The sequence below is a fragment of the Marinobacterium maritimum genome (genome assembly GCF_039523155.1).
GTDB classification, from domain to species: domain Bacteria; phylum Pseudomonadota; class Gammaproteobacteria; order Pseudomonadales; family Balneatricaceae; genus Marinobacterium; species Marinobacterium maritimum.
Genome location: NZ_BAAAET010000001.1, coordinates 847,369 through 868,985, shown reverse-complemented (window position 1 = coordinate 868,985; position 21,617 = coordinate 847,369). Strand labels below are relative to the sequence as shown.

Sequence of the window (21,617 nt, the reverse complement as noted above, 5' to 3'; positions counted from 1 at the left end):
TATATTAACTTAATAGAGGAGACCCTAATGAACATTAAGCTGTCTGTTGTCGATCAGTCACCGGTACACGGTTCCCATGCCAAGGTTGAGGCCCCACACCTGACCATCGAACTCGCACAACTCTGTGACGAGCTGGGCTACCACCGCTATTGGGTGGCCGAGCACCACGACAGTGTTCATTTTGCCAACCCCTGCCCTGAAATTCTGGTAGCCAGCATCGCCAGCGTTACCCAGCGGATTCGTGTCGGCAGTGGCGGCGTCATGCTGTCACACTACAGCCCGCTCAAGGTAGCTGAATGCTTCAAGATGATGGCAACCCTGCACCCGGACCGTATCGATCTGGGCGTAGGCCGTGCGCCGGGCGGAACCGGCCTGACCTCTCATGCGCTGGCGTTCCCTCATGAACCGCATCACGGCGACCTCTACGCTCATCAGGCTCAGATGCTCGAAGGCTTCGTTAACGGCACCCTTCCAGCTGAGAATCCCTACAGCAAGATTCATGTCTTGCCGGACAGCTCCCCGAAACCGGAACTCTGGATGCTCGGCTCCAGCGGCGGCAGCGCCGGGCTGGCGGGCCAGCTGGGCTACAACCTGGCGCTGGCCCGTTTCATCGATCCGGACAACTGTCATCCTTCGATCTTCCAGGGCTATCTTGAACAGTGGAAAAAGGCCGGCCATGCAGGTGAACCCAACAAGATGCTGGCAATTGCCTGTATCTGTGCCGAAACCCAGGAAGAAGCAAAATTGCGTGCAGGCACCGCCGTCTACCGCAAGCTTGCCGCCCAGATGGGTCAGCGCGAGGATTTTCTGACGCCGTCAGAGGTGCAGGACCGATACAACGCCATGTCCGCCTCCGACCAGGCCTTCTACAACCACATCCTCAGCGGCTACACCGTCGGTACACCGGACCAGTGCTGGCAGGAGATCGAGCAACTGGCCACGGCGTTCGACTGTGACGAGATCGCTACTGTCACGGTGACACACAACCACCACGACCGAATGGACAGCTATCGCCTGCTGGCCAAACATCTCTGAACGACTCCCCTCGGGGCAGACCGGGCTCAACGCCCGGACCTGCCCCACCCTGATCAACTCGCGCAGCGCTCGGGACCATAGAGGATCGCTTCCGGCCCCATGTCCTTTTCAAGCTGCTCGATGACGTCGCAGTGTTCAAGATTGTCCCCACCAATACCCACCGCCTCCAGCGCTGGATTACCCAGCAGCGGCGAGATATCCCCCAGCGGGTTCGAGTACAGCATCACTTTGCGCAACGCCGGCTTATCGGCCAGGGCGTCAATGTTGACGACCTGGTTATAGTTAAAGGTGACATCCTCCAGTTGCTGGAGTGAAGCGAGAGCCGATATATCAGACACCTGCCCCATCATGGCGGCCACTATTTTGAGTTCCGGCAGCTGTCCCAATGCACTGATACCGGACAGCTGGCTACACTTGTTTGCCTGGAACTCTTCCAGCGCCGGCGCGCCTTCAAGCCCCTCCAATGATTGCAACTGGCGGTTTCCGGCCACGGATATGATTCGCAGTGCGGGCAACTGCCCCATGCCTTTCAAACTGGCCAGTTCGTTGTTCTGCAGGTACAGCTCTTCCAGGTTGTAGAGTGCATCCAGCCCGGCCAGCGTCTGCACCCCCTCATCCTGACACAACAATTCCCTGATCTCGCCCAGCTCATTCAGCCCCTCCTTACGCAACGTATCCGCCACGCAGGCCTGAAGCCCCTTGTCCGCAAACCTGTCCTTGTAGGACGTGTTATCCGAACAGGCGGCCAACATCAAACCCAGCACGCCAACGGCCATACCCGCAATCAATCTCATCCCTTCTACTCCTTGTGTTGTGCCTTGACCGCACGCTCACTGACCCAACGCTCGGCTTCAAGTCGATATAAGCAGTGCTCCCGCAGAGGGGAACCAACCGGCAAGGCCGGGTGCATGAAACTGTCAGGCTGGCGCTCCATACCCAGGCGCTCCATCAGTTGCCAGGAACGGCTGTTGCTCAGTGCCGTGAAGGATACAATGTGCTCCAGCTCAAGTGCATCAAAGCCGAAGGCCAGGGCTGCCGCTGCCGCTTCAGTCGCATAACCTTTGCCCCACGCATGTCGGGATAGGCGCCAACCGATCTCGACACAGGGACTGAACGGGAGTTCCGGTGATGGGCTATTCAAGCCAACAAAACCAACGAAATCACCGCTTGTCTTCACTTCAACTGCCCAGAACCCCCAGCCCTGCTGATCGATAAGCTGTTCAATACGATCAGCCAATGCATCGCTTTCTACCCGATTCAATGTACCAGGAAAGTACCGCATCACCTCTGGATCCGCATTGAGCACGGCAAAGGGCTCACGGTCTTCCGGCCGCCACTGTCGCAGGCATAACCTCTCTGTTTCCATCCTTGTTCCTTACTGTTTCTGTCTAATCACCAGCGCGATGCCGCCCAGTATGGCCAACGAAGCCAGAACCAGTCTCAGGCTCATCACCTCTCCCAGCAGGAGCACACCACCCGCCGCCGCAATAACCGGCACGCTAAGCTGGACGGTCGCGGCGTTCGTCGCTTTCAATAATGGCAAGGCGGTATACCAGATGGCATAGCCCATACCCGAAGCCAGGGCGCCCGAGGCCACCGCATAGCCGATACCGGGAATATCAAAACTGGCACCCGATAGCGTAACCAGACTCAGCACTAGCGCCACCGGAACGGCGCGGATGAAATTGCCGGCCGTCACCTGTGTCGGATCTCCCGCGCCACGACCACGCAGCGAATAAACACCCCAGGCAATCCCGGCCGCCAGCATCAGCAATGACCCGATCAAAGGCGGTGCCGACAGGCCGGGCAGCAGCAGCCCAACCAGTCCACCCAGGGCCAGCGTCAGCCCCAGCAACTGTCCACGCGTAAAGCGTTCACCCTGCCAGAGCCCGTAGCTGATCATCGTTGCCTGAACGGCCCCAAACAGCAGCAGTGCACCGATGCCGGCATCCAGGCTGATATAGGCATAGGAGAAGCCGGCCGCATAGATAAACAGCGCCAGCGCGGATGGCCAACTGCCGTTTCCGCTTACCTTTCTGTTTCTCATCTGCACCAGCAACCAGAGCACCAGCGCCCCCGAGAAAAGGCGGACCAGGGTAAAACTCGCCGCATCAATCTCGGTTTCCCGCAAGGCCAAGCGGCAGAGCAGAGAGTTACCGGCAAAGGCGATCATCGCCAGCGTCGTCAGTCCCAGGGTTCGAATTGCCGGGTTGTTGTTATTGTTCATCGGCCTTCATCCTCGTTGCACGCCCTTGAATTTCAGTTAGCGTCTCATTTAGTACAACTGCATCCAATCCTGCCAAGGGCCTGGTACTAAGGCATATGTCTGCACCTGATGGGCAGTACCACCCACCTCTCAACAGCCCACTGAAGCCAGCAGCATGCGAGCAACATCCTTCGCTTTCAACGCTGCCTGCTTATCCCCTGCGACATGAGCCTGCACGATAGCGCCCTCTTTCAATAGCATCAGAGCTTCAAGCAACTGCTCGGTCTTCTCATTGTCGTCCAGGCAGGCGGCCAATTTGCACCTGACAATAGCCGCTACCTGACGCTTGTGTTCGGCACAGAGCCGATGAATCGGGTGCTCAGGGTCTCCGAACTCTGCACTGACATTGATAAAAAAGCAGCCATGGAACGGCTGTAATGCGTCATCCCTGCCATTGAACCAGTCATCAAGGGCGTCATACAGCGCGTCAACGGCCTTTTTTCCTGCCACTGCCTCCAACCTATGCTCCAGCCACAACAAAAATGCGTTATGCCTGTACTCCACTGTCGCCGCTACCAGGTCATCCTTACCTGGGAAATGGTGGTACAGGGTTTTCTTGGCAATGCCGGACTCGCTCAGAACCCGGTTGACCCCCACCGCATGAATGCCGTCTCGATAGAAAAGATCGAAGGCAGCTCGAACCAGTTGTTCACGTTTATCCACCATCTCTCACCTTGTTTGCTGTACTGAACATGACATTGACACAGGTAGACCAAACTGTCTACCCTAAGTAGACAGATCGGTCTACACACATCAACGAGGTAGAAATGAAATCACGATTCATCCCAAACCATTACAAAGTCGCCCTGTTGGCAGGGGTGGGCGCTGCCCTGTGCATCAGCGGACTTGCCCTTCTCGGCACGATACAAAATGCAATCTGGCTCATGGCGCCTTTCGGTGCCACCATGGTGATCCTGTTCGGCCTGCCCGCCAGCCCTTTGGCACAGCCGCGTAACATTATTCTTGGGCACCTGCTGACTGCGACCGTAGGGCTGGCAGTCGCTTCACTGATGGAGGTTACCCCCTGGTCCCTGGGACTGGCTGTAGGGCTGGCAGTCATGCTCATGCTGCTCACCCGAACCACTCACCCGCCTGCAGGTGCCAACCCATTATTAATCATGCTTGATGGGCAGGACTGGGCATTTCTGTTCACCCCAGTTGCGCTTGGGGCTGTCTGCATCGTGGCGTTCGGTTATCTCTACCATCGCCATATCTCTGGGCAGGCATACCCCGAGCGATGGTGCTGACCTTAATCCCCAGGATGCGCGCTTTGCGACTCTGCGCCAGTTGATTGCCCGCGCGGCTCGCAGAGCGCATCTTCTTTTATCGGACCTACTGTCTTCCTTCACACTTATTGCCACTGCCTATCAAAGCCATTGGCAAATGAAATTTTTCATATCCCTGCTTCATTACTATCCTCAAATCACATCAAACAGGTTTGCTTTCTTATAGTTCCTGTTGTTCCAAGCCTCAGCCAGGGCTGCTGCGTTACATGACGCAAGAGAAATGGTTCCTCTTGAACTGTTTTCGTGCGGCTAACCTGTTAACTCAAGAGAAGGAATTTAGACGTGAGCCAGAATAACAACGCAACCGGCAAATGCCCCGTCATGCATGGCGCCAATACCGCCAGCTGCAATGACAACATGAACTGGTGGCCCAATGCCTTGAACCTGGACATTCTTCACCAACACGACTCCAAGACGGATCCTCTGGGTGAAGATTTTGACTATGCCGAAGCATTCAAAAAGCTGGACCTTGAAGCGGTCAAGAATGACCTCAAGGCGCTGATGACCGACAGTCAGGACTGGTGGCCCGCTGACTGGGGACACTATGGTGGCCTGATGATCCGCATGGCATGGCACGCGGCCGGCTCCTATCGTGTCGCTGATGGCAGAGGTGGTGCAGGTACCGGCAACCAGCGTTTTGCTCCGTTGAACAGCTGGCCGGATAACGGCAACCTGGACAAGGCGCGCCGACTGTTGTGGCCGATCAAGAAGAAGTATGGTAACAAGTTGTCATGGGCGGACCTCATTATCCTCGCCGGCAACATGGCGTATGAGTCCATGGGATTCAAGACTTTCGGTTTCGGCGGCGGTCGTGCCGATATCTGGCACCCTGAAAAGGATATCTACTGGGGCTCTGAACGCGAATGGCTGGCCCCGACCGGCAGTGAAGGCAGCCGCTACTCGGGTCAGCGTGATCTTGAGAACCCGCTCGCGGCGGTCATGATGGGCCTTATCTACGTTAACCCGGAAGGTGTTGATGGCAGCCCCGACCCGCTCAAAACCGCTCAGGACATGCGTGTCACCTTTGAGCGCATGGCGATGAATGATGAAGAAACCGTTGCGCTGACCGCCGGTGGGCACACCGTGGGCAAGGCGCATGGTAACGGTGATGCAGACAACCTTGGCCCCGAACCTGAAGGAGCTCCGATCGAAGAACAGGGCTTCGGCTGGATCAACCACAAAAGCCGTGGTGTGGGTCGTGATACCGTGACCAGCGGCGTCGAAGGGGCCTGGACCAGCAACCCGACCCAGTGGGACTATGGCTACTTCAACATGTTGCTTAACCATGAGTGGGAACTGACCAAGAGCCCGGCCGGAGCCAACCAGTGGAAGCCAGTGGATATCAAGGAAGAGGATATGCCAGTGGACGTGGAAGATCCGTCGATCCGCTGCATGCCGGTGATGACCGATGCCGATATGGCGCTGAAAATGGACCCGGATTACCGCAAAATTTCAGAACGTTTCCAGCAGGATCCCGCCTATTTCGACGATGTGTTCGCCCGTGCCTGGTTCAAGCTGACCCACCGCGACATGGGACCGAAGAGCCGCTACCTGGGGGCGGATGTACCCAGCGAAGACCTGATCTGGCAGGACCCGATCCCGAGTGTAAATTACACGCTCAGTGAGGCCGAAATCGATGACCTCAAGGCCAAGATTCTGGCCAGCGGCCTGAGCGTAGCCGAACTGGTCGCTACCGCCTGGGACAGTGCCCGCACCTTCCGTGGTTCCGACTATCGCGGCGGCGCCAACGGCGGTCGCATCCGTCTGGCACCGCAGAAGGACTGGGCGGGCAATGAGCCAGAACGCCTGCAGAAAGTGCTCAAGGTACTGGCAGGCGTTCAGTCCGGCTGCAGCAAGCCGGTCAGCATGGCCGACCTGATCGTATTGGGCGGTACCGCCGCAGTTGAAAAAGCCGCCAGAGATGCCGGCGTTAATATCACTGTTCCTTTCGCTTCTGGCCGTGGAGACGCCACCGACGAGATGACCGATGCCGCATCCTTCGAGTACCTCGAACCGGTCCACGACGGTTACCGCAACTGGGTCAAGAAGGACTACGTTGTCACACCGGAAGAGATGATGCTGGACCGTACCCAGTTGATGGGACTGACCGCCCCGGAAATGACGGTACTGGTCGGTGGCATGCGCGTCCTTGGTACCAACCACGGGGGCAGCAAGCACGGTGTATTCACCGATCGCGAAGGTGTCCTGAGCAACGACTTCTTCGTCAACCTGACCGATATGGCGAACAGCTGGAAACCGACTGGCAAGAATCTGTACGAAATCGTTGATCGCAAGACCGGTGCCGTTAAATGGACCGCGACTCGAGTGGATCTGGTGTTTGGTTCCAACTCTATCCTGCGCGCCTACGCCGAGGTGTACGCTCAGGACGACAATCAGGAGAAATTCGTCAAGGACTTCGTCAATGCCTGGGCCAAAGTGATGAATGCCGATCGCTTTGACCTGAAATAATCGTTCGCCTCTACGGGCGTTCCTCCCTTAACCACAAGCAGTCGGGTCATTGATACCTGTCTGCTTGTGGTTCTTCTTATTAGCCACAGTCTTCACACCAGCTTTCCTTCAGCTTTCGCAAGAGCACCTATACTCTGTAGAGCATGTTCATAATCCTGTTCGCACTTCCTTTTCGTCAGCCAGAAGGAGCTTAATTGATCCATGGCAGGACCACAGCGCGACTACTACGAGGTTTTGGGTGTCCCACACGACGCCGACAAGCAAACCATCAAGAACGCCTTCCGCAAGCTGGCAATGATTTACCACCCGGACCGAAACAAGTCACCGGAAGCAGAAGCCAAGTTCAAGCAGATTGCAGAAGCCTACGCCATCCTGACTGATCCGCAGAAGCGCAAGGAATACGATGCCCACGGATTCGCTGGTGTTGAAGGCTTTTCGGCTGAAGACCTGTTCTCCGGTATCGACCTGTCCGACATCTTTGGCGACGCAGGCTTTGGCGGCATGGGCAACGGTATCTTTGGAGACCTGTTTGGCCACTCCGGCAAGCACCTCCACCCAGCGCGGGGACGTGATCTCCGGGTACAACTCACTTTACCACTGGAAAAGATCAATCAGGGCAGCGAAGAAATGGTTCATTTTCAGCGCCCTGTTCAGTGCCCTACCTGCAAGGGCTGTGGTGCCGCGCCAGGTACCGCACCGCGCACCTGTGAAGCCTGTGGTGGTAGCGGCCGCCAGATACTGACCCGACAACAAAAACAGGCCAAGGGCAACGTTCAGGTGCAGCAGATCACCACCTGCCCGGTGTGCCAGGGTCGTGGTGAATTTATCGACCACCCGTGCACCAGCTGTCGTGGCAGCGGTCGCACCCAGAAAGATGACAAGCTTAAGGTCACCATCCCGGCCGGTGCTGAGGAAGGCATGGCGCTGCGTATACCGGGACACGGCCTGCCCAGTGACGAACCCGGTGGAGAAGCCGGTGATCTGTACGTGACTGTCAGAACAGCCGCCGATCCCCAGTTTGTTCGCCGCGGCCCTGACCTCTGGCATAACGTACAGCTGTCCATTCCTGATGCGGTATTGGGTACCACTCTGCGCGTCGACACCCTGGATGGCAAGGTGGATGTAAAAATTCCGCCGGGCACTCAAGTTGACGAAGTACTTCGTCTCAAGGGCAAGGGACTGGTGAAATTTGGTGGCTATGGCCGTGGCGACCTGAATCTGCGTCTAGGCCTGCGAATTCCAGACAATATCAGCGAAGAAGAACGCCACCTCTATGAGCAGCTGAGGAAACTCAACTCATGAGTGGCCACCCGAGAGGGACATGATCCATGCCTGATGCTTCGGCCCTTGCCCTGATGCGCACCGCCCGCCTTTCGGTGATCCTGAAATATCTTGGCCAGATCCTGGTGCTGCTGGCCATGCTGACCTCAGTCCCCATGGTTGTTGCCCTGATCCTGGGCGATATGATCGTATCAAGTCGCTACCTGGCCGTCATCAGCCTGATGGCTCTCTGTGCGCTGCCACTGCTGCGCTTGGCCGAACCACGCCGAATCGAGCGCAACGAGGCGCTCTGTGTCACGGCACTGGCATTCCTGATCGTGCCTTTGCTGATGAGCTACCCGCTGATGGCTGGTGGGCTGAGCTGGATCGATGCCTGGTTCGAAGCCGTGTCCGGCATTACCACGACCGGGTTGAGCACCCTGGCCTCGGTTGAAAGCCGGTCGCCAGCCTTCCTGTTCGGACGTGCCTGGATGCAATGGTACGGTGGGCTGGGTATCGCCGTGTTGGCGGTAGCACTGCTGATGGGCCACAGGGTTACCAGCAAGCAGTTGCTGGCGATACAACGCAGACAACCAAAACTGTTGCTCGCCACCTGGTCAACATGATCAAGGAGGAAAAGAGCCTGGAGCTATCAGCACTGATTCATGAAGACGCCGAAGTGTATTCGTTCATCGTCACCGACCACGAGGCCGGCCCGATGAATGACTTTGACCTGCCGAAGGGGTGCCGCCTCATCTGTCTCTACCGTGATGAGAAACTGGTACTACCGGAAGAGACCGACTGTCTCAAACCCGATGACGAGGTCATCCTGATCACACGGGCAGACCGACTGGCCGAGCTGAAGAAACGGCTGGAACACCCAGTCGGCGAAGCTGCGAGCTGACCGACTGGACCGGATCATTCACGGCTGTAGTCAAACTGCTCCATGCCTTCGCTCAGGCAATCCGACAGCATGGGGTGAGCGATCAGGTACTGGGCGGTATGCGTATTCCAGTTATCGGCGGCTTCGGCCAGTGCCTCAGTCCACTCGGCCTTATCGAAATCACCCCGCCCGACCCAGAACAGCGCAACGACTTCCTGCTGCTGATCCGGTTCCAGATCCTGGATGATCGATTCAAACTCAAGAAAGGTCTGATCTTCCGCGTGGTCTGCCAGCGCCTGCCGCGCCCAGTCATCGGCCGGGCTACCCGGCTCTTCAGGGATGACCACCTCTTCCTTGGCATGAAACAGCTGCGCCAGCTGCACCAGACGGCAGAGAGTTTCGGAGTTCACATTCAACATGGTGCCAACCTCCACATGGGTAGTCACACACTTGAGTCTAGTGAATTTTGCCCGTAACCCCATGCCATCTGTTCATATTGATGGCATTAAACGGCTCCGGGCCAGAGCGGCACCAGAGCCAGGTGGTTTAGCGCGCTGCGCGAGCAGCCCGCAGTTTGTGCAGTTTCTTATAGCTTTCGATCAGCTTCTGGTGACGCTCCAGACCTTCCAGCTTCATGCTGGTTGGGGTCAGGCCGCAGAAGGCCCGATCCCCGTTAATGGAGCCAATCACATTCTCCATCACTTCAGTGCCAAACATCCGCGTCAGGTTGTGCTGGTAGTCTTCAAACTCCAGTTCCTCATCCAGCACGATTTCGAGTACCGCACGCAGCGCCTGGTAATAGAGGCCACGCTCGACGGTATTGTCGTTATAGGACAGGAATTCACACACCAGGTCGTAGGCTTCCTCATACTGCTGCAACGCCAGATAGATCATGCCCTTAAGTTCACCGACACAGAGCTGGCCCCAGACGGTATTTTCGTCGAACTCGATACCGATCAGCGTGGGCACTTCGGTGTAATTGTCCAGCTCGCTCTCTTCCAGTCGTTCAACCAGATCCGCCAGGGCATCTTCATCCAGGGAGTGGATATTCAGAATATCCTCACGGAACAGCAGTGCCTTGTTGGTGTTGTCCCAGATCAGATCCTCAACGGGATAGATTTCCGAGTAGTCCGGCACCAGGATGCGGCAGGCGGTTGCACCCAGGTCATCGAACACCGCGATATATACTTCCTTGCCCAGATCCTCGAGGATCTGCATCAGGCGCTCATTCTCCTCTTCGTTGGTGCCAGAGAAGTCCCACTCGCAGAACTCGTACTCGGAACGGGCACTGAAGAAGCGCCAGGAGACGACACCGGTGGAATCGATGAAGTGTTCAACAAAGTTGTTCGGCTCGGTCACCGCGTGGCTATTGAACGTCGGTGCAGGCACATCGTTCAGGCCTTCGAAACTGCGGCCCTGCAGCAGCTCGGTCAGGCTGCGCTCCAATGCCACTTCGAAACAGGGGTGGGCACCGAAAGAGGCAAAGACACCACCGGTGCGCGGGTTCATCAGGGTGACACACATCACCGGGAACTGGCCGCCCAGGGAGGCGTCCTTGACCAGAACCGGGAAGCCCTGCTCTTCCAGTCCTTGAATACCGGCCTGGATATGCGGATATTTCTCCAGCACTTCCAAAGGCACGTCCGGCAGTGCAATCTCTTCTTCGATGATCTGCTTCTTGACCGCACGCTCGAATATCTCAGACAGGCACTGAACCTGAGCTTCATGCAGGGTGTTACCGGCACTCATGCCATTGCTGACGAACAGGTTTTCGATCAGGTTGGACGGGAAGTAGACCTCCTCCTGATCAGACTGGCGCACATAGGGAATGGCACAAATACCACGATCCACGCGGCCGGAATTGGTGTCGATCAGATTGGATGCGCGCAGCTCGCCATCCGGATTGAAGATCTCGAGGCAGTATTCATCCAGCAGCCCTTCCGGCAGTTCGTCATCCGGCCCAGGCTGGAACCACTTTTCAGTGGGATAGTGTACAAAGTCGCTGTTGGCGATCTCTTCACCGAAGTAGTGATCGTTGTAGAAGAAGTTGCAGCTGGCACGTTCGATAAACTCACCCAGTGCCGAACAGAGCGCACTCTCCTTGCTTGCTCCCTTGCCGTTGGTAAAGCACATCGGCGATGCGGCATCGCGGATATGCAGTGACCAGACGTTGGGTACGATATTGCGCCACGAAGACACCTCGATCTTCATACCCAGATCTTCCAGCACCTTGGTCATGTTGGTGATGGTATCTTCCAGCGGCAGGTCCTTGCCCGGAATGTAGGTACGAGCATCGCCTTCCGTCATATCCGAGAACAGCAGCGCCGAGTCTTCATCCAGGCTTGCCACCTGATCGATCTTGAACTCGGGGCCTTCCTGCACCACTTTTTTCACGGTACAGCGGTCAATGGAGCGCAGAATGCCCTGACGGTCCTTTTCAGAGATGGTTTCAGGCAGCTCGACCTGGATCTGGAAGATCTGATTGTAGCGGTTTTCCGGGTCAACGATGTTGTTCTGTGACAGGCGAATATCTTCGGTCGGAATATCCCGCGCCTTGCAGTACACCTTGACGAAGTAGGCCGCACAGAGTGCCGAGGACGCCAGAAAGTAATCGAACGGGCTCGGGGCTGAACCGTCACCCTTGTAACGGATCGGCTGATCCGCCGTTACGGTGAAGTCATCGAATTTGGCTTCGAGCCGAAGGTTATCTAAGAAATTTACTTTGATTTCCATTGAGTCACTTTCTGGATTCGTGGGTGAATGGCACTGCAGAGCAACCTGCAAACACGCTCGTCTGAGCAGTCGAAACCTGCCGTTAAGGAGGAATCTCCAGCGCAAGGCTGCAGGTGTCACGATTTGGCGTGGATTCTAGCATGGATGGCCACTTCGAAACGAAGGGTGAAGACCCCACCAGCACACTAAACTGTCACACCCCAACACTAGAGTGCCTGGCAACCCTCGGCTGAATGATGATCGCCCCCGATGAACCGGTCCGTCTTGCTTGATTTGCTGCGCATTATCGCCATTTCACTGGTAGTCGTGGCCCACGTTGGTCAATTACTGGGTCATGCCAGCGGGGATTTTTTCGGCATCAAAAACCTCTACTTCGTCAGCCTGGGTGGCGTCGGTGTCAGCATTTTCCTGCTGCTATCGGGCATTCTGGCCGGCCTGTCACGTTCCTCACACCAGGAAAGCTACCTCGTTTACCTGCTCAAACGGGCGAGGCGGATCTACCCGCTGTATTGGCTGTCTCTACCACTATGCATTCTGGGTTATGCACTGGGCAACGGGCTGTTTAAGGGTGACTTGCCCGAACTGTTTCCGAATGGATTTATAACCGACCTGTTGGGCAGCCTCACCGGCTTTTATGCCTGGGCGGGGCTCTGGGGCGGCCCCTATAATCCGCCCAGCTGGTATATCACGCTGATCATGAACCTCTATGCGCTCTGCCCGCTGCTGCTCTGGTGCATGCAACGCTGGCCTCATCAGACACTGGCAGCCCTGTTCTGTATCAGCCTTGGCGCACGATATTATGTGGGGCAATGGGGCGTCCCCTTTGTTGAGCCAACATTGCTGGGGCAAGTCGAAGGCTGGTTTTACCGCCAATATGGATTCATGCCAGGTCGTCCCGGCGACTGGTTTCCGCCCTGCCGCCTGTTTGAGTTTGGCCTGGGCCTGTATTTGGCGCTCAGATTGCCTGCGACTATCTGGCTTCGACTGAACATCCTGAGCACCAGCGTTATCCGGCGACTTAGCGACCTGGCCTTTCCCCTGTTCCTGGTTCATTATCCGTTTCTGTTTCTGATACCGGAGTTGGCAGAGCTGGGGCTACCCATTTGGATCGGTCTCATGACCTATATGGCCTTAATGCTGTTTGCCGCAGCTGCAATCAGCCAGCTGGAACACCCGCTTTCACGAGTGGTGGACCAACATTTATCTGCCAGGAAGCTGTAGCATTATCACTGGCTACAAAGCCTCCAAAGGATAAGCCTCCCCTGCCGTCGCCCCGAGTGTATATCTGTTGATATGCACCCCCTCTGCAAAATAGTCATAACTTCCAGGATAAATAGTCCAAACCTGCGTCCCCGCAACAAGCTAGCTTTCTACTTAGATCCGCATTTCTGCGCGTTCCATTCTCGGGCTGCAAGGTTCTCATCCAATAATGGGATGACTCAGTAAACAGAACTGGCGAGGTTTTCCGTGACTATTTTTTATTTCCTTAACCGATACTTCTCGAAACTGACATCCGACAAATCAAAATTGTCAGCAGCTTTCAGGCGGGCGTTTAGTTATAGATGTTTTGCTTTGCTGTCGGCGTTTACCCTTCTGATGTATACCGGCCACGCCTACGCCAGCCTGACCTCCGCCAATGCCGCTGCACCTGACCTGCCCGCCATCGCCCGTGGCGTTCCCATGGGCGGTACCCTGGAATTGTTTAATGTTGATCTCGAGCAAGTGGGCGTATCTGAGCTGGAGTTGGAACGATTCGCGGTATTCTCTTCCGATACCCAGTTGGTCGTTGATAATAACAATTGGGCCACACCGCCCAGTGATGCCTATTTCCGAGGCCGGATCGCGGGGCATGAAAATTCAATCGTTGTGCTTGCCGTACCCGAGCAGGGCCCTATGCGTGGCATCATTACCGACGCGAGCGGCGTTTGGCTGCTGGCGGGCCAATCCAGCCACGCCCCTCGAGGCCTGACCAATCGCAAGGTCAACCTGGAGCTGGAACTGGCCGACAAGCCCTTTGCCTGCGGCAACGAGACCGGGACATTCAATGCCAGTAGCCTGATGCCTGACGGCGGCTCAAGTACATATACAACCGCCGCTTCGCTTCCGGCCAATGTCAGCCATACCGCCCGAGTTGCGGTGGAAACCGATTACGAATTCTTTGCCCTGTTCAATAATGTCGACGAGGCCTATCAATACATCGGCGACCTTTTCGCCTATGCCTCCACGGTTTATGAACGCGAAGTCGATACCAACCTGACCGTCAGCTGGAGCCGCCTGTGGACCAACGGTGCCGCCAGCGATCCCTGGACAGCCAGAAGCGGAACCGATACAGCTTTGTATGAATTCCAGGACCACTGGAACGCCAGCAGTGATGTCCCCGGTGAACGCACCATCGCCCACATGCTGAGCGGCAAGTCCCTGGGAGGCGGTATCGCCTACGTTGGTGTGCTATGCAATGACAGCTATGGCTACGGGGTAAGTGCCAGCCTGGGCGGCAACTTCAACATTAATGATCCGGCCGTGGTGTGGGATCTTCTGGTGGTCACCCACGAGATCGGTCACAACTTCGACTCCAGCCACACTCAGGATTATTGCGGTACCGGCGGCAGCCCTGACCCGGTCGACCGATGCTACACCAGTTCAAACTGCGGCAGCTCCCTGGGCCTGCCCGGCTGGGGAACCCTGTCTGGCGGCACGACGGCTGATAAGCCCGGCACAATCATGAGCTACTGCCACCTGCTCAGTGGCGGCTATTCCAATATCAGCCTTACCTTCGGCCAGGACCACGGATATGGTGTCGATGCCTTCCGCGTACCTAATGTGATGAAGGCCCATGTGGCGAATCGGGCCGCTGCCTTCCCCAACTGCCTGGCTCTACAGGCTTCAGGTACGCCTCCAGTTGCCAACGACGATTATGCGACCACACTTGAAGATAGCCCGGTCACGTTCGATGTACTCTCCAACGATATGGACGCTGACGGCGATGCGCTCACAGTCTCGACCATCACGCAAGGCGGCAACGGGTCTGTCGCCAACAACGGAGACGGAACGCTCACATATACGCCCGATGCCAACTACAACGGTACGGACAGCTTCAACTACAGCATCAGTGACGGTAACGGGGGCAATGACAGTGCGACTGTTAACCTGACCATCTCTGCGGTGAATGACGCACCCAGCGCCGTGGCTCAGTCGGTGACCGTCATCCGCAACGAACCCGTCGCCATTACCTTGACCGGCTCTGATCCTGAAAACACCCCTCTCACCTATTTGGTCGTATTTCCCCCGGCCAACGGCAGCCTGAGCGGCACTGCACCCAACCTGCTCTATACGCCGAATACAGATTACCTCGGTTATGATAGCTTTAGTTTCACGGTCAACGATGGCGCACTGACCTCAGCATCCGCCGAGGTATCGATCACGGTAGAGGACGCGCCAGCTGTTCTCTCTGTAACAGGTATAACCCCCTCTACTGTACCGATTGGCACAGTGGATGCCGCCCTGACTATCAGCGGAACGGGCTTCGATTCAAGCACAGCCATCGCCTTCTCAGGGGGGGCAGGCCCTGCTCCGACGATCACTATCGTCGCAATATCTGCCGATGGCACGACGATCGATGGCTATTTGACTGCCAGAGACGGCGGCCCTAACCGGGATCGCAGCTGGGACCTGACCCTGACCAATGCCGATGGCAGCTCCGATACGCTGACCAATGCACTGCTGGTCAGCATGTCGGCACCGGCCTCGAATACCCCACCGACGGCCGAGTTCAGTTATACCGTTACCGATTTGACAGTGAGTTTTACTGACACCTCCAGCGACAGTGACGGCACTGTCGCTTCCTGGGTGTGGGATTTTGGTGATGACATGAATTCAACCGAACAAAACGTTCAACATACGTATGACATTCCCGGAACCTATACAGTCACACTGACCGTGACCGACGACGAGGGTGCCAGCGATACCACCAGCCAGAACCTGACAGTTGGCGACACAACGGGCGGAATCAGCCTGACGCTGGTCACCCGGAAAAACAAAGGAGCGCGATCTGTTGATCTGGTCTGGAGTGGCGCGACATCTGAAACTGTGATGATCTACCGCGATGGGACATTGCTGGAAACCACCGCCAACGACGGTGCAGAAAGCTACGACCAGAGTACGGGCAAGGCCACGACATACCAGGTGTGTGATACAACAGGCTGCTCCAACGAGGCGATCGCTGTTTGGTAAACGCAGCCGGTGTCGTAAACAGACTGTGACCGTTGAGTGTCCAGCGGCCACAGTCTGCAGGTCCACCACCAGAGGAGTATCGCTGCACACCCCAATTACAAACAGTTACGGCCACCCCCGCACACCATACAAAAACACCCGCCCAAGCATCGCTCAGGCGGGTGTTTTAAGTAGAACGAACAGGCTGTAGTTAACTTAACAGCCTGGTTTGCTCAAAAACTCAGGACTTTTCTTCGTTGGCCAGGAAGAACCAGGTATCCAGGACGGAGTCCGGGTTCAAAGAGACACTGTTGATACCCTGTTCCATCAGCCAACGCGCCAGATCCGGATGGTCAGACGGACCCTGACCGCAGATACCAACGTATTTGCCCTGCTTGCGGCAGGCTTCGATCGCCATGCCCAACAGGCGCTTGACCGCTTCGTTACGCTCATCGAACAGATGCGCAATGATGCCAGAGTCGCGATCCAGACCCAGAGTCAGCTGGGTCAGGTCGTTGGAGCCGATAGAGAAACCATCGAAGTACTCCAGGAACTGATCCGCCAGCAGAGCGTTGGACGGAATTTCGCACATCATGATCAGACGCAGGCCATTCTGACCACGCTTGAGACCGTTGTTTTCCAGCAGCTCAACGACCTGCTTGGCTTCGCCCGGGGTACGTACGAACGGCAACATGATTTCAACGTTGGTCAGCTTCATCTCGTCACGCACACGCTTCAAGGCACGGCATTCCAGTTCGAAGCAATCGCGGAAATTGTCGGAGATGTAACGCGCCGCACCACGGAAGCCCAGCATCGGGTTCTCTTCGCTCGGTTCATAGCGGTCACCGCCGATCAAATGGCCGTACTCGTTCGACTTGAAGTCGGACATGCGCACGATAACCTTCTTCGGATAGAAGGCTGCTGCCAGCGTTGAGATGCCTTCCACCAGCTTGTCGACATAGAAGTCGACCGGTGAAGCGTAACCGCCGATACGACGCTCGATGATCTGTTTGACGTCACGCGGCTGATCATCGAAGTTCAGCAGTGCTTTCGGGTGCACGCCAATCATACGGTTGATGATGAATTCCAGACGCGCCAGGCCAACACCGGCATTCGGCAATGACTGGAAGTCAAAGGCGCGGTCGGGGTTGCCCACGTTCATCATGATGTCGAACGAGAGGTTCGGCATGGATTCGACGCTGTTGCTCTGATGCTCAAAGGCCAGCTTGCCTTCGTAAGCACGACCGGTGTCGCCTTCGGCACAGGAAACGGTCACTTCCTGACCATCGACCAGTTTCTCGGTCGCATCACCGCAGCCTACGATCGCCGGGATACCCAGCTCTCGCGCAATGATCGCCGCATGACAGGTACGTCCGCCTCGGTTGGTTACGATGGCAGCTGCACGCTTCATCACCGGCTCCCAGTCCGGATCGGTCATGTCAGTGACCAGCACATCGCCTGGCTGCACTTCGTGCATCTGCTCAAGGCCGCTGACCACACGTACCGGGCCGGATCCGATGCGATGACCGATAGAGCGACCTTCAACCAGCACCTTGCCCTTCTCTTTCAGCAGGTAACGTTCAATGACGGTGCCCTTGTTCTGGCTCTGTACGGTTTCAGGACGCGCCTGCACCACGTACAGCTTGCCGTCGTCACCATCCTTGGCCCACTCGATATCCATCGGGCGACCATAGTGTTTTTCGATGATCACGGCGATACGCGCCAGCTCTTCTACATCAGCATCGTTGATGGAGAACTGGTTACGCTCGGCCTTGGCCACATCGACGGTTTCCACCGCCTTGCCGGCGCTGCCATCATCGGTGTAGACCATCTTGATCGCCTTGGAACCCAGGGTGCGGCGCAGAATCGCCGGTGCGCCCTGAGCCAGAGTCGGCTTGTAGACGTAGAACTCGTCCGGGTTGACGGCACCCTGAACCACGGTTTCGCCCAAGCCATAGGCGGAAGTGATGAACACGACGTGGTTGAAACCGGATTCGGTATCCATGGTGAACATGACACCGGAAGACCCGGTTTCAGAACGCACCATACGCTGAATGCCAGCAGACAGGGCTACTTCCGCATGTGTAAAGCCCTTGTGTACGCGGTAGGAGATGGCACGGTCGTTATACAGGGAGGCAAACACCTCCTTGATGGCGTGCTTGACGTTATCCAGGCCACGGATGTTGAGGAAGGTTTCCTGCTGGCCTGCAAAAGAGGCATCCGGCAGGTCTTCTGCAGTGGCCGAAGAGCGGACAGCGACGGCAATTTCTTCTCCACCGGTCATCTCTGCCCAGGCTTCATTGATCGCCTTGTCCAGTTCAGGCTGGAATTCTGCCTCCATGATCCACTGACGGATTTTGCCGCCGGTTTCGATCAAGGCGCGGGTATCATCCGCATCCAGTGCTTCAAGCGCCTCATTGATGCGATCTGCAAGACCGCTTTGCGCCAGAAAGTCACGATAAGCAATCGCTGTGGTGGCAAAACCGCCGGGCACACGCACACCCGCATCGCTGAGCTGGTGGATCATCTCACCCAAAGACGCATTCTTGCCGCCGACTTTGTCGACATCTCCCATGCCTGCCTGTTCCAGGCGCAGTACATAATCCTGCAAAGCCAATTCTCCTGAGTCTGAGCCGTTTGACATAAGGATCATTATTATTATTTTCTCCGTAGGCCGGATAATACTGTAGAAAAGCCAAAAAATCTTGGCTTAGGCAAAATGTAATTTAACTACAAAAACATAGCGCTGATTTTCTGCTAAAGTAGCGCTTTCCAACGCCGCTTGGCATCGCTCTATTGTCGACAATCAGGACCGCTACATGACTAGAACCGCCTTCTTTATCTCCGACGGCACCGGCATTACCGCCGAAACCCTTGGCCACAGTCTGCTTTCGCAGTTCGAAGCAATCCGGTTCGAGAAAATCACCCTGCCCTATGTCGACACCATCGAAAAGGCCCAGGCCGTTGTCGAACGCATCAACAAACAGGCGGAAGAAGACGGCAAGCCCCCAATCGTTCTGGATACCATCGTCAATGACGAAATCCGTGACCTGCTGGCCACCTGCAACGGCTTCAAGATCGATGTGTTCTCAACCTTTCTCAAACCGCTGGAAGCCGAACTCGAGACTCACTCGTCCTACTCAGTTGGCAAGTCACACGCCATCAACGAGATGGATCGCTACAAGGACCGTATCGACTCGGTAAACTTTGCGCTCGACAATGACGACGGCGCCCGTACTCGACAGTACAACCAGGCCGATATCATTCTGGTCGGCGTTTCCCGCTGCGGCAAGACACCCACCTGCCTCTATATGGCACTTCAGTTTGGCATCCGTGCAGCCAACTATCCGCTGACCGATGAAGACATGGAAGCCAACCGTCTGCCGGACTGCCTGCAGGAACACCGCCACAAGCTGTATGGCCTGACCATCGACCCCTTCCAACTGGCGGCCATCCGCCATGAGCGTCGTGCCAACAGCCGCTATGCCTCACTGGATCAGTGCGACTTCGAAGTCCGTACAGTAGAGCGCCTGTTCCAGAAAGAAAGCCTCAACTGCATCAATACCACCAACTTCTCGATTGAAGAGATCGCCACCCGCATTATCAACGAAGCAGGACTGACACGTCGCATCAGCTGATCAACGCGGCTTCTCAAAAATCGAAAGGTCAAGCTCGACAGGCTGCCCCAACCAGTAGGCGTGATCGGTATGGTCCTTGTACTCATCACCGGTTACGCCATGCACCAATACATCCAGATCGCCCCGCTCGGCATCCAGCCAGGGAATGAAGGCTTCGAAGTCGCGATGGCTGAACAGAATCTGCACACTCCAGCGGCGATGGGGGCCAACCAGCTTCTGGTGGATACGTCCAACTTTCAGACCGAACTCAGTGGCGATATGCTCACAGAGGCCAGTCACATGCTGAACACTCTGCTCATCGAAATAGATATGGGCGTGATACGCCTTGTGGAGGTTGACCGGATAGTGTTCAGGGCTTGCAGACGTCATGGTATATCCCGTTTACAGCAATCAAACCGGAAGTGTACGCGCCTGGCGCCTGCTATAACAAATCCTTACGCGCCATCTGTGCCGCACCGGGCTTTTCTCATAAAATAGCGCCCTGTTTTCATTCAACTCATTGTGTGGAGTTCTCGCCATGCCAAAAGTGGCTGACGTCAAACGTGGCAACCTGGTCGAAATCAACGGCCAGTATATGCTGATCCAGCAGATCGATATCTCCAGCCCGACTGCACGCGGCGCCAAAACCCTGTACCGCATCCGCTTCAGCAAGCTGCCGGGGGGCGGCAAATACGAAGAGAGCTTCACCGGCGACGACATGCTGAAAGATGCCGCGTTGGAACGTCGCAAGGTGTCCTATCTGTACAAGGAAGGCGACCTGTACACCTTCATGGACGCCGAAGACTACTCTCAGTACATGCTCAACGGCGACGCGATTGAAGCACAACTGCCCTACCTGATGGATGGCATGGAAGGCATTATGGCCTTGCTGGTCGATGGCAACATTCTGACCATTGAACTGCCCTCGACCATTGTGATGGAGATCATTGAAACCGTGCCGGGCATGAAAGCCGCCAGTGCCACTGGCCGCACCAAGCCCGCCAAATTCGCTACCGGACTCGAACTGCAGGTGCCGGAATACCTTGAAGCCGGCGAAAAAGTTAAGATCAATACCGAGACTGGCAAGTTCCTGTCACGCGCATGACCCTCTGTTCAGGGCGGCTGATGCTGCCCTGACACCTCTACCTTGCTAAACACTCGCAAAAATCATCGCACGGAACAGCACGACCGGGCTGGTCCGCATTTGCCGGCAATTCCTTGCCAATTATCATGCAGCTGCAGGCTCTGCACTTCCAAGCAACTGATTTCATTACACTAAAAACATGGCCCAAACCTTGCTTTAGCTTTATATACACCTAAAGACAAGGAGCCCCCATGATCAGGATCGATTCGCTGACTCAGCCCACCACCGGTGTTACAACCCCGACTCCAAAGGATAGCCATCAATCCAGCTTTGCCGCCCTGCTGGCTGAACAGGCCGCCAAAACCGCTGAAACGAGTAAAGCGGTACTGGAAAAGGATCATGAGTCCGATATCCCGCTGACGGCCCCTGATGATACACATCAAGCCAACCCTCGCGATGAGTTGTTGCGCCTGTTGTCGATGAGCCCGGCGGAGCGCATCCGTTACCAGATGCTGCAGGAGATGGGACTCACTGAAGAAGCACTGAAACAACTGCCTTATGAAGAGCGGATGAAGATTGAAGAGATGATCAAGGAAGAGATCGAGCGCCAGCTGGGAGGCGGCGGAAAAGGGTCTGCCGAGGCTCAGCCAGGAGCATCGGTATGACAACACTCCCGAACTCATTTTCAGTCAGTTATCTGACGCCAACGAAGATCGACCCCTGTCAGACTGGTAAACATCTGTGAGCTGCCCGAGCGGCAGTTTCAGGCCGATCG

General features: G+C 56.2%; 19 protein-coding genes. 11 read left to right on the top strand and 8 right to left on the bottom strand.

The window, feature by feature from the left end:
• Positions 1 to 27: 27 nt before the first annotated feature.
• Positions 28 to 1,035 (top strand): MsnO8 family LLM class oxidoreductase, encoded by a 1,008-nt coding sequence (locus tag ABD013_RS03890; RefSeq protein ID WP_343802554.1) that lies wholly within the window; start codon positions 28 to 30, stop codon positions 1,033 to 1,035.
• Positions 1,036 to 1,088: 53 nt separating this feature from the next.
• Here the strand turns inward: ABD013_RS03890 and ABD013_RS03885 are convergent, their stop codons facing one another.
• The 4 genes from ABD013_RS03885 to ABD013_RS03870 form a co-directional block, all read right to left on the bottom strand.
• Entirely contained in the window at positions 1,089 to 1,829 is a 741-nt protein-coding gene (locus ABD013_RS03885; RefSeq protein WP_343802551.1) for a leucine-rich repeat domain-containing protein, read from the bottom strand.
• 5 nt (positions 1,830 to 1,834) lie between these two features.
• A complete protein-coding gene (locus ABD013_RS03880) occupies positions 1,835 to 2,401 on the bottom strand; it encodes a GNAT family N-acetyltransferase (RefSeq protein WP_343802548.1) in 567 nt (188 codons plus the stop codon).
• 9 nt (positions 2,402 to 2,410) lie between these two features.
• Positions 2,411 to 3,262 (bottom strand): DMT family transporter, encoded by an 852-nt coding sequence (locus ABD013_RS03875; protein ID WP_343802545.1) that lies wholly within the window; start codon positions 3,260 to 3,262, stop codon positions 2,411 to 2,413.
• A 129-nt stretch (positions 3,263 to 3,391) separates the two neighbouring features.
• Positions 3,392 to 3,967, bottom strand: a complete 576-nt coding sequence (locus ABD013_RS03870) for a TetR/AcrR family transcriptional regulator (RefSeq protein ID WP_343802542.1) — start codon at positions 3,965 to 3,967, stop codon at positions 3,392 to 3,394.
• 101 nt (positions 3,968 to 4,068) lie between these two features.
• Here ABD013_RS03870 and ABD013_RS03865 point away from each other — a divergent pair, with 101 nt between their 5' ends.
• The 5 genes from ABD013_RS03865 (at position 4,069) to ABD013_RS03845 (ending at position 9,220) form a co-directional block, all read left to right on the top strand.
• Positions 4,069 to 4,548 (top strand): HPP family protein, encoded by a 480-nt coding sequence (locus ABD013_RS03865; RefSeq protein ID WP_343802539.1) that lies wholly within the window; start codon positions 4,069 to 4,071, stop codon positions 4,546 to 4,548.
• 321 nt (positions 4,549 to 4,869) lie between these two features.
• On the top strand, positions 4,870 to 7,056 hold the full coding sequence (gene katG / locus ABD013_RS03860; protein WP_343802536.1) for a catalase/peroxidase HPI: 2,187 nt from the start codon (positions 4,870 to 4,872) through the stop codon (positions 7,054 to 7,056).
• Positions 7,057 to 7,257: 201 nt separating this feature from the next.
• Positions 7,258 to 8,358: a molecular chaperone DnaJ gene (gene dnaJ / locus ABD013_RS03855; RefSeq protein ID WP_343802533.1), complete on the top strand. Its 1,101-nt coding sequence runs from the start codon at positions 7,258 to 7,260 to the stop codon at positions 8,356 to 8,358.
• Positions 8,359 to 8,384: 26 nt separating this feature from the next.
• Positions 8,385 to 8,942, top strand: a complete 558-nt coding sequence (locus ABD013_RS03850) for a potassium transporter TrkG (protein ID WP_343802530.1) — start codon at positions 8,385 to 8,387, stop codon at positions 8,940 to 8,942.
• Positions 8,939 to 9,220: a TrkA C-terminal domain-containing protein gene (locus tag ABD013_RS03845; RefSeq protein ID WP_343802527.1), complete on the top strand. Its 282-nt coding sequence runs from the start codon at positions 8,939 to 8,941 to the stop codon at positions 9,218 to 9,220. The genes ABD013_RS03850 and ABD013_RS03845 overlap by 4 nt, the downstream gene beginning before the upstream one ends.
• 14 nt (positions 9,221 to 9,234) lie before the next feature.
• On the opposite strand, the gene ABD013_RS03840 is transcribed toward ABD013_RS03845, so the two are convergent.
• Together ABD013_RS03840 and ABD013_RS03835 are read right to left on the bottom strand one after the other, a co-directional pair.
• On the bottom strand, positions 9,235 to 9,618 hold the full coding sequence (locus ABD013_RS03840; protein ID WP_343802524.1) for a DUF3775 domain-containing protein: 384 nt from the start codon (positions 9,616 to 9,618) through the stop codon (positions 9,235 to 9,237).
• A 127-nt stretch (positions 9,619 to 9,745) separates the two neighbouring features.
• Positions 9,746 to 11,932 (bottom strand): OsmC domain/YcaO domain-containing protein, encoded by a 2,187-nt coding sequence (locus ABD013_RS03835; RefSeq protein WP_343802521.1) that lies wholly within the window; start codon positions 11,930 to 11,932, stop codon positions 9,746 to 9,748.
• A gap of 249 nt (positions 11,933 to 12,181) precedes the next feature.
• Between ABD013_RS03835 and ABD013_RS03830 the strand changes: the two genes are divergently transcribed.
• Positions 12,182 to 13,153 carry an acyltransferase family protein gene (locus ABD013_RS03830; protein WP_343802518.1) on the top strand — a complete coding sequence of 324 codons (972 nt, stop codon included), beginning with the start codon at positions 12,182 to 12,184 and terminating at the stop codon, positions 13,151 to 13,153.
• Positions 13,154 to 13,528: 375 nt separating this feature from the next.
• A complete protein-coding gene (locus ABD013_RS03825; protein WP_343802515.1) occupies positions 13,529 to 16,162 on the top strand; it encodes an Ig-like domain-containing protein in 2,634 nt (877 codons plus the stop codon).
• Between the two features lie 220 nt (positions 16,163 to 16,382).
• On the opposite strand, the gene ppsA is transcribed toward ABD013_RS03825, so the two are convergent.
• Positions 16,383 to 18,716, bottom strand: coding sequence for a phosphoenolpyruvate synthase (gene ppsA / locus ABD013_RS03820; protein ID WP_425543388.1), 2,334 nt, complete (start codon positions 18,714 to 18,716; stop codon positions 16,383 to 16,385).
• A gap of 244 nt (positions 18,717 to 18,960) precedes the next feature.
• On the opposite strand from ppsA, the gene ppsR reads away from it, so the two are divergent.
• Positions 18,961 to 19,779, top strand: a complete 819-nt coding sequence (ppsR, locus tag ABD013_RS03815) for a posphoenolpyruvate synthetase regulatory kinase/phosphorylase PpsR (protein WP_343802509.1) — start codon at positions 18,961 to 18,963, stop codon at positions 19,777 to 19,779.
• On the opposite strand, the gene ABD013_RS03810 is transcribed toward ppsR, so the two are convergent.
• Positions 19,780 to 20,148: a DOPA 4,5-dioxygenase family protein gene (locus ABD013_RS03810; protein WP_343802506.1), complete on the bottom strand. Its 369-nt coding sequence runs from the start codon at positions 20,146 to 20,148 to the stop codon at positions 19,780 to 19,782.
• Between the two features lie 148 nt (positions 20,149 to 20,296).
• Here ABD013_RS03810 and efpL point away from each other — a divergent pair, with 148 nt between their 5' ends.
• Positions 20,297 to 20,863: an elongation factor P-like protein EfpL gene (gene efpL, locus ABD013_RS03805; RefSeq protein ID WP_343802504.1), complete on the top strand. Its 567-nt coding sequence runs from the start codon at positions 20,297 to 20,299 to the stop codon at positions 20,861 to 20,863.
• Positions 20,864 to 21,093: 230 nt separating this feature from the next.
• Positions 21,094 to 21,507, top strand: coding sequence for a hypothetical protein (locus tag ABD013_RS03800; RefSeq protein ID WP_343802501.1), 414 nt, complete (start codon positions 21,094 to 21,096; stop codon positions 21,505 to 21,507).
• Positions 21,508 to 21,617 lie beyond the last annotated feature (110 nt).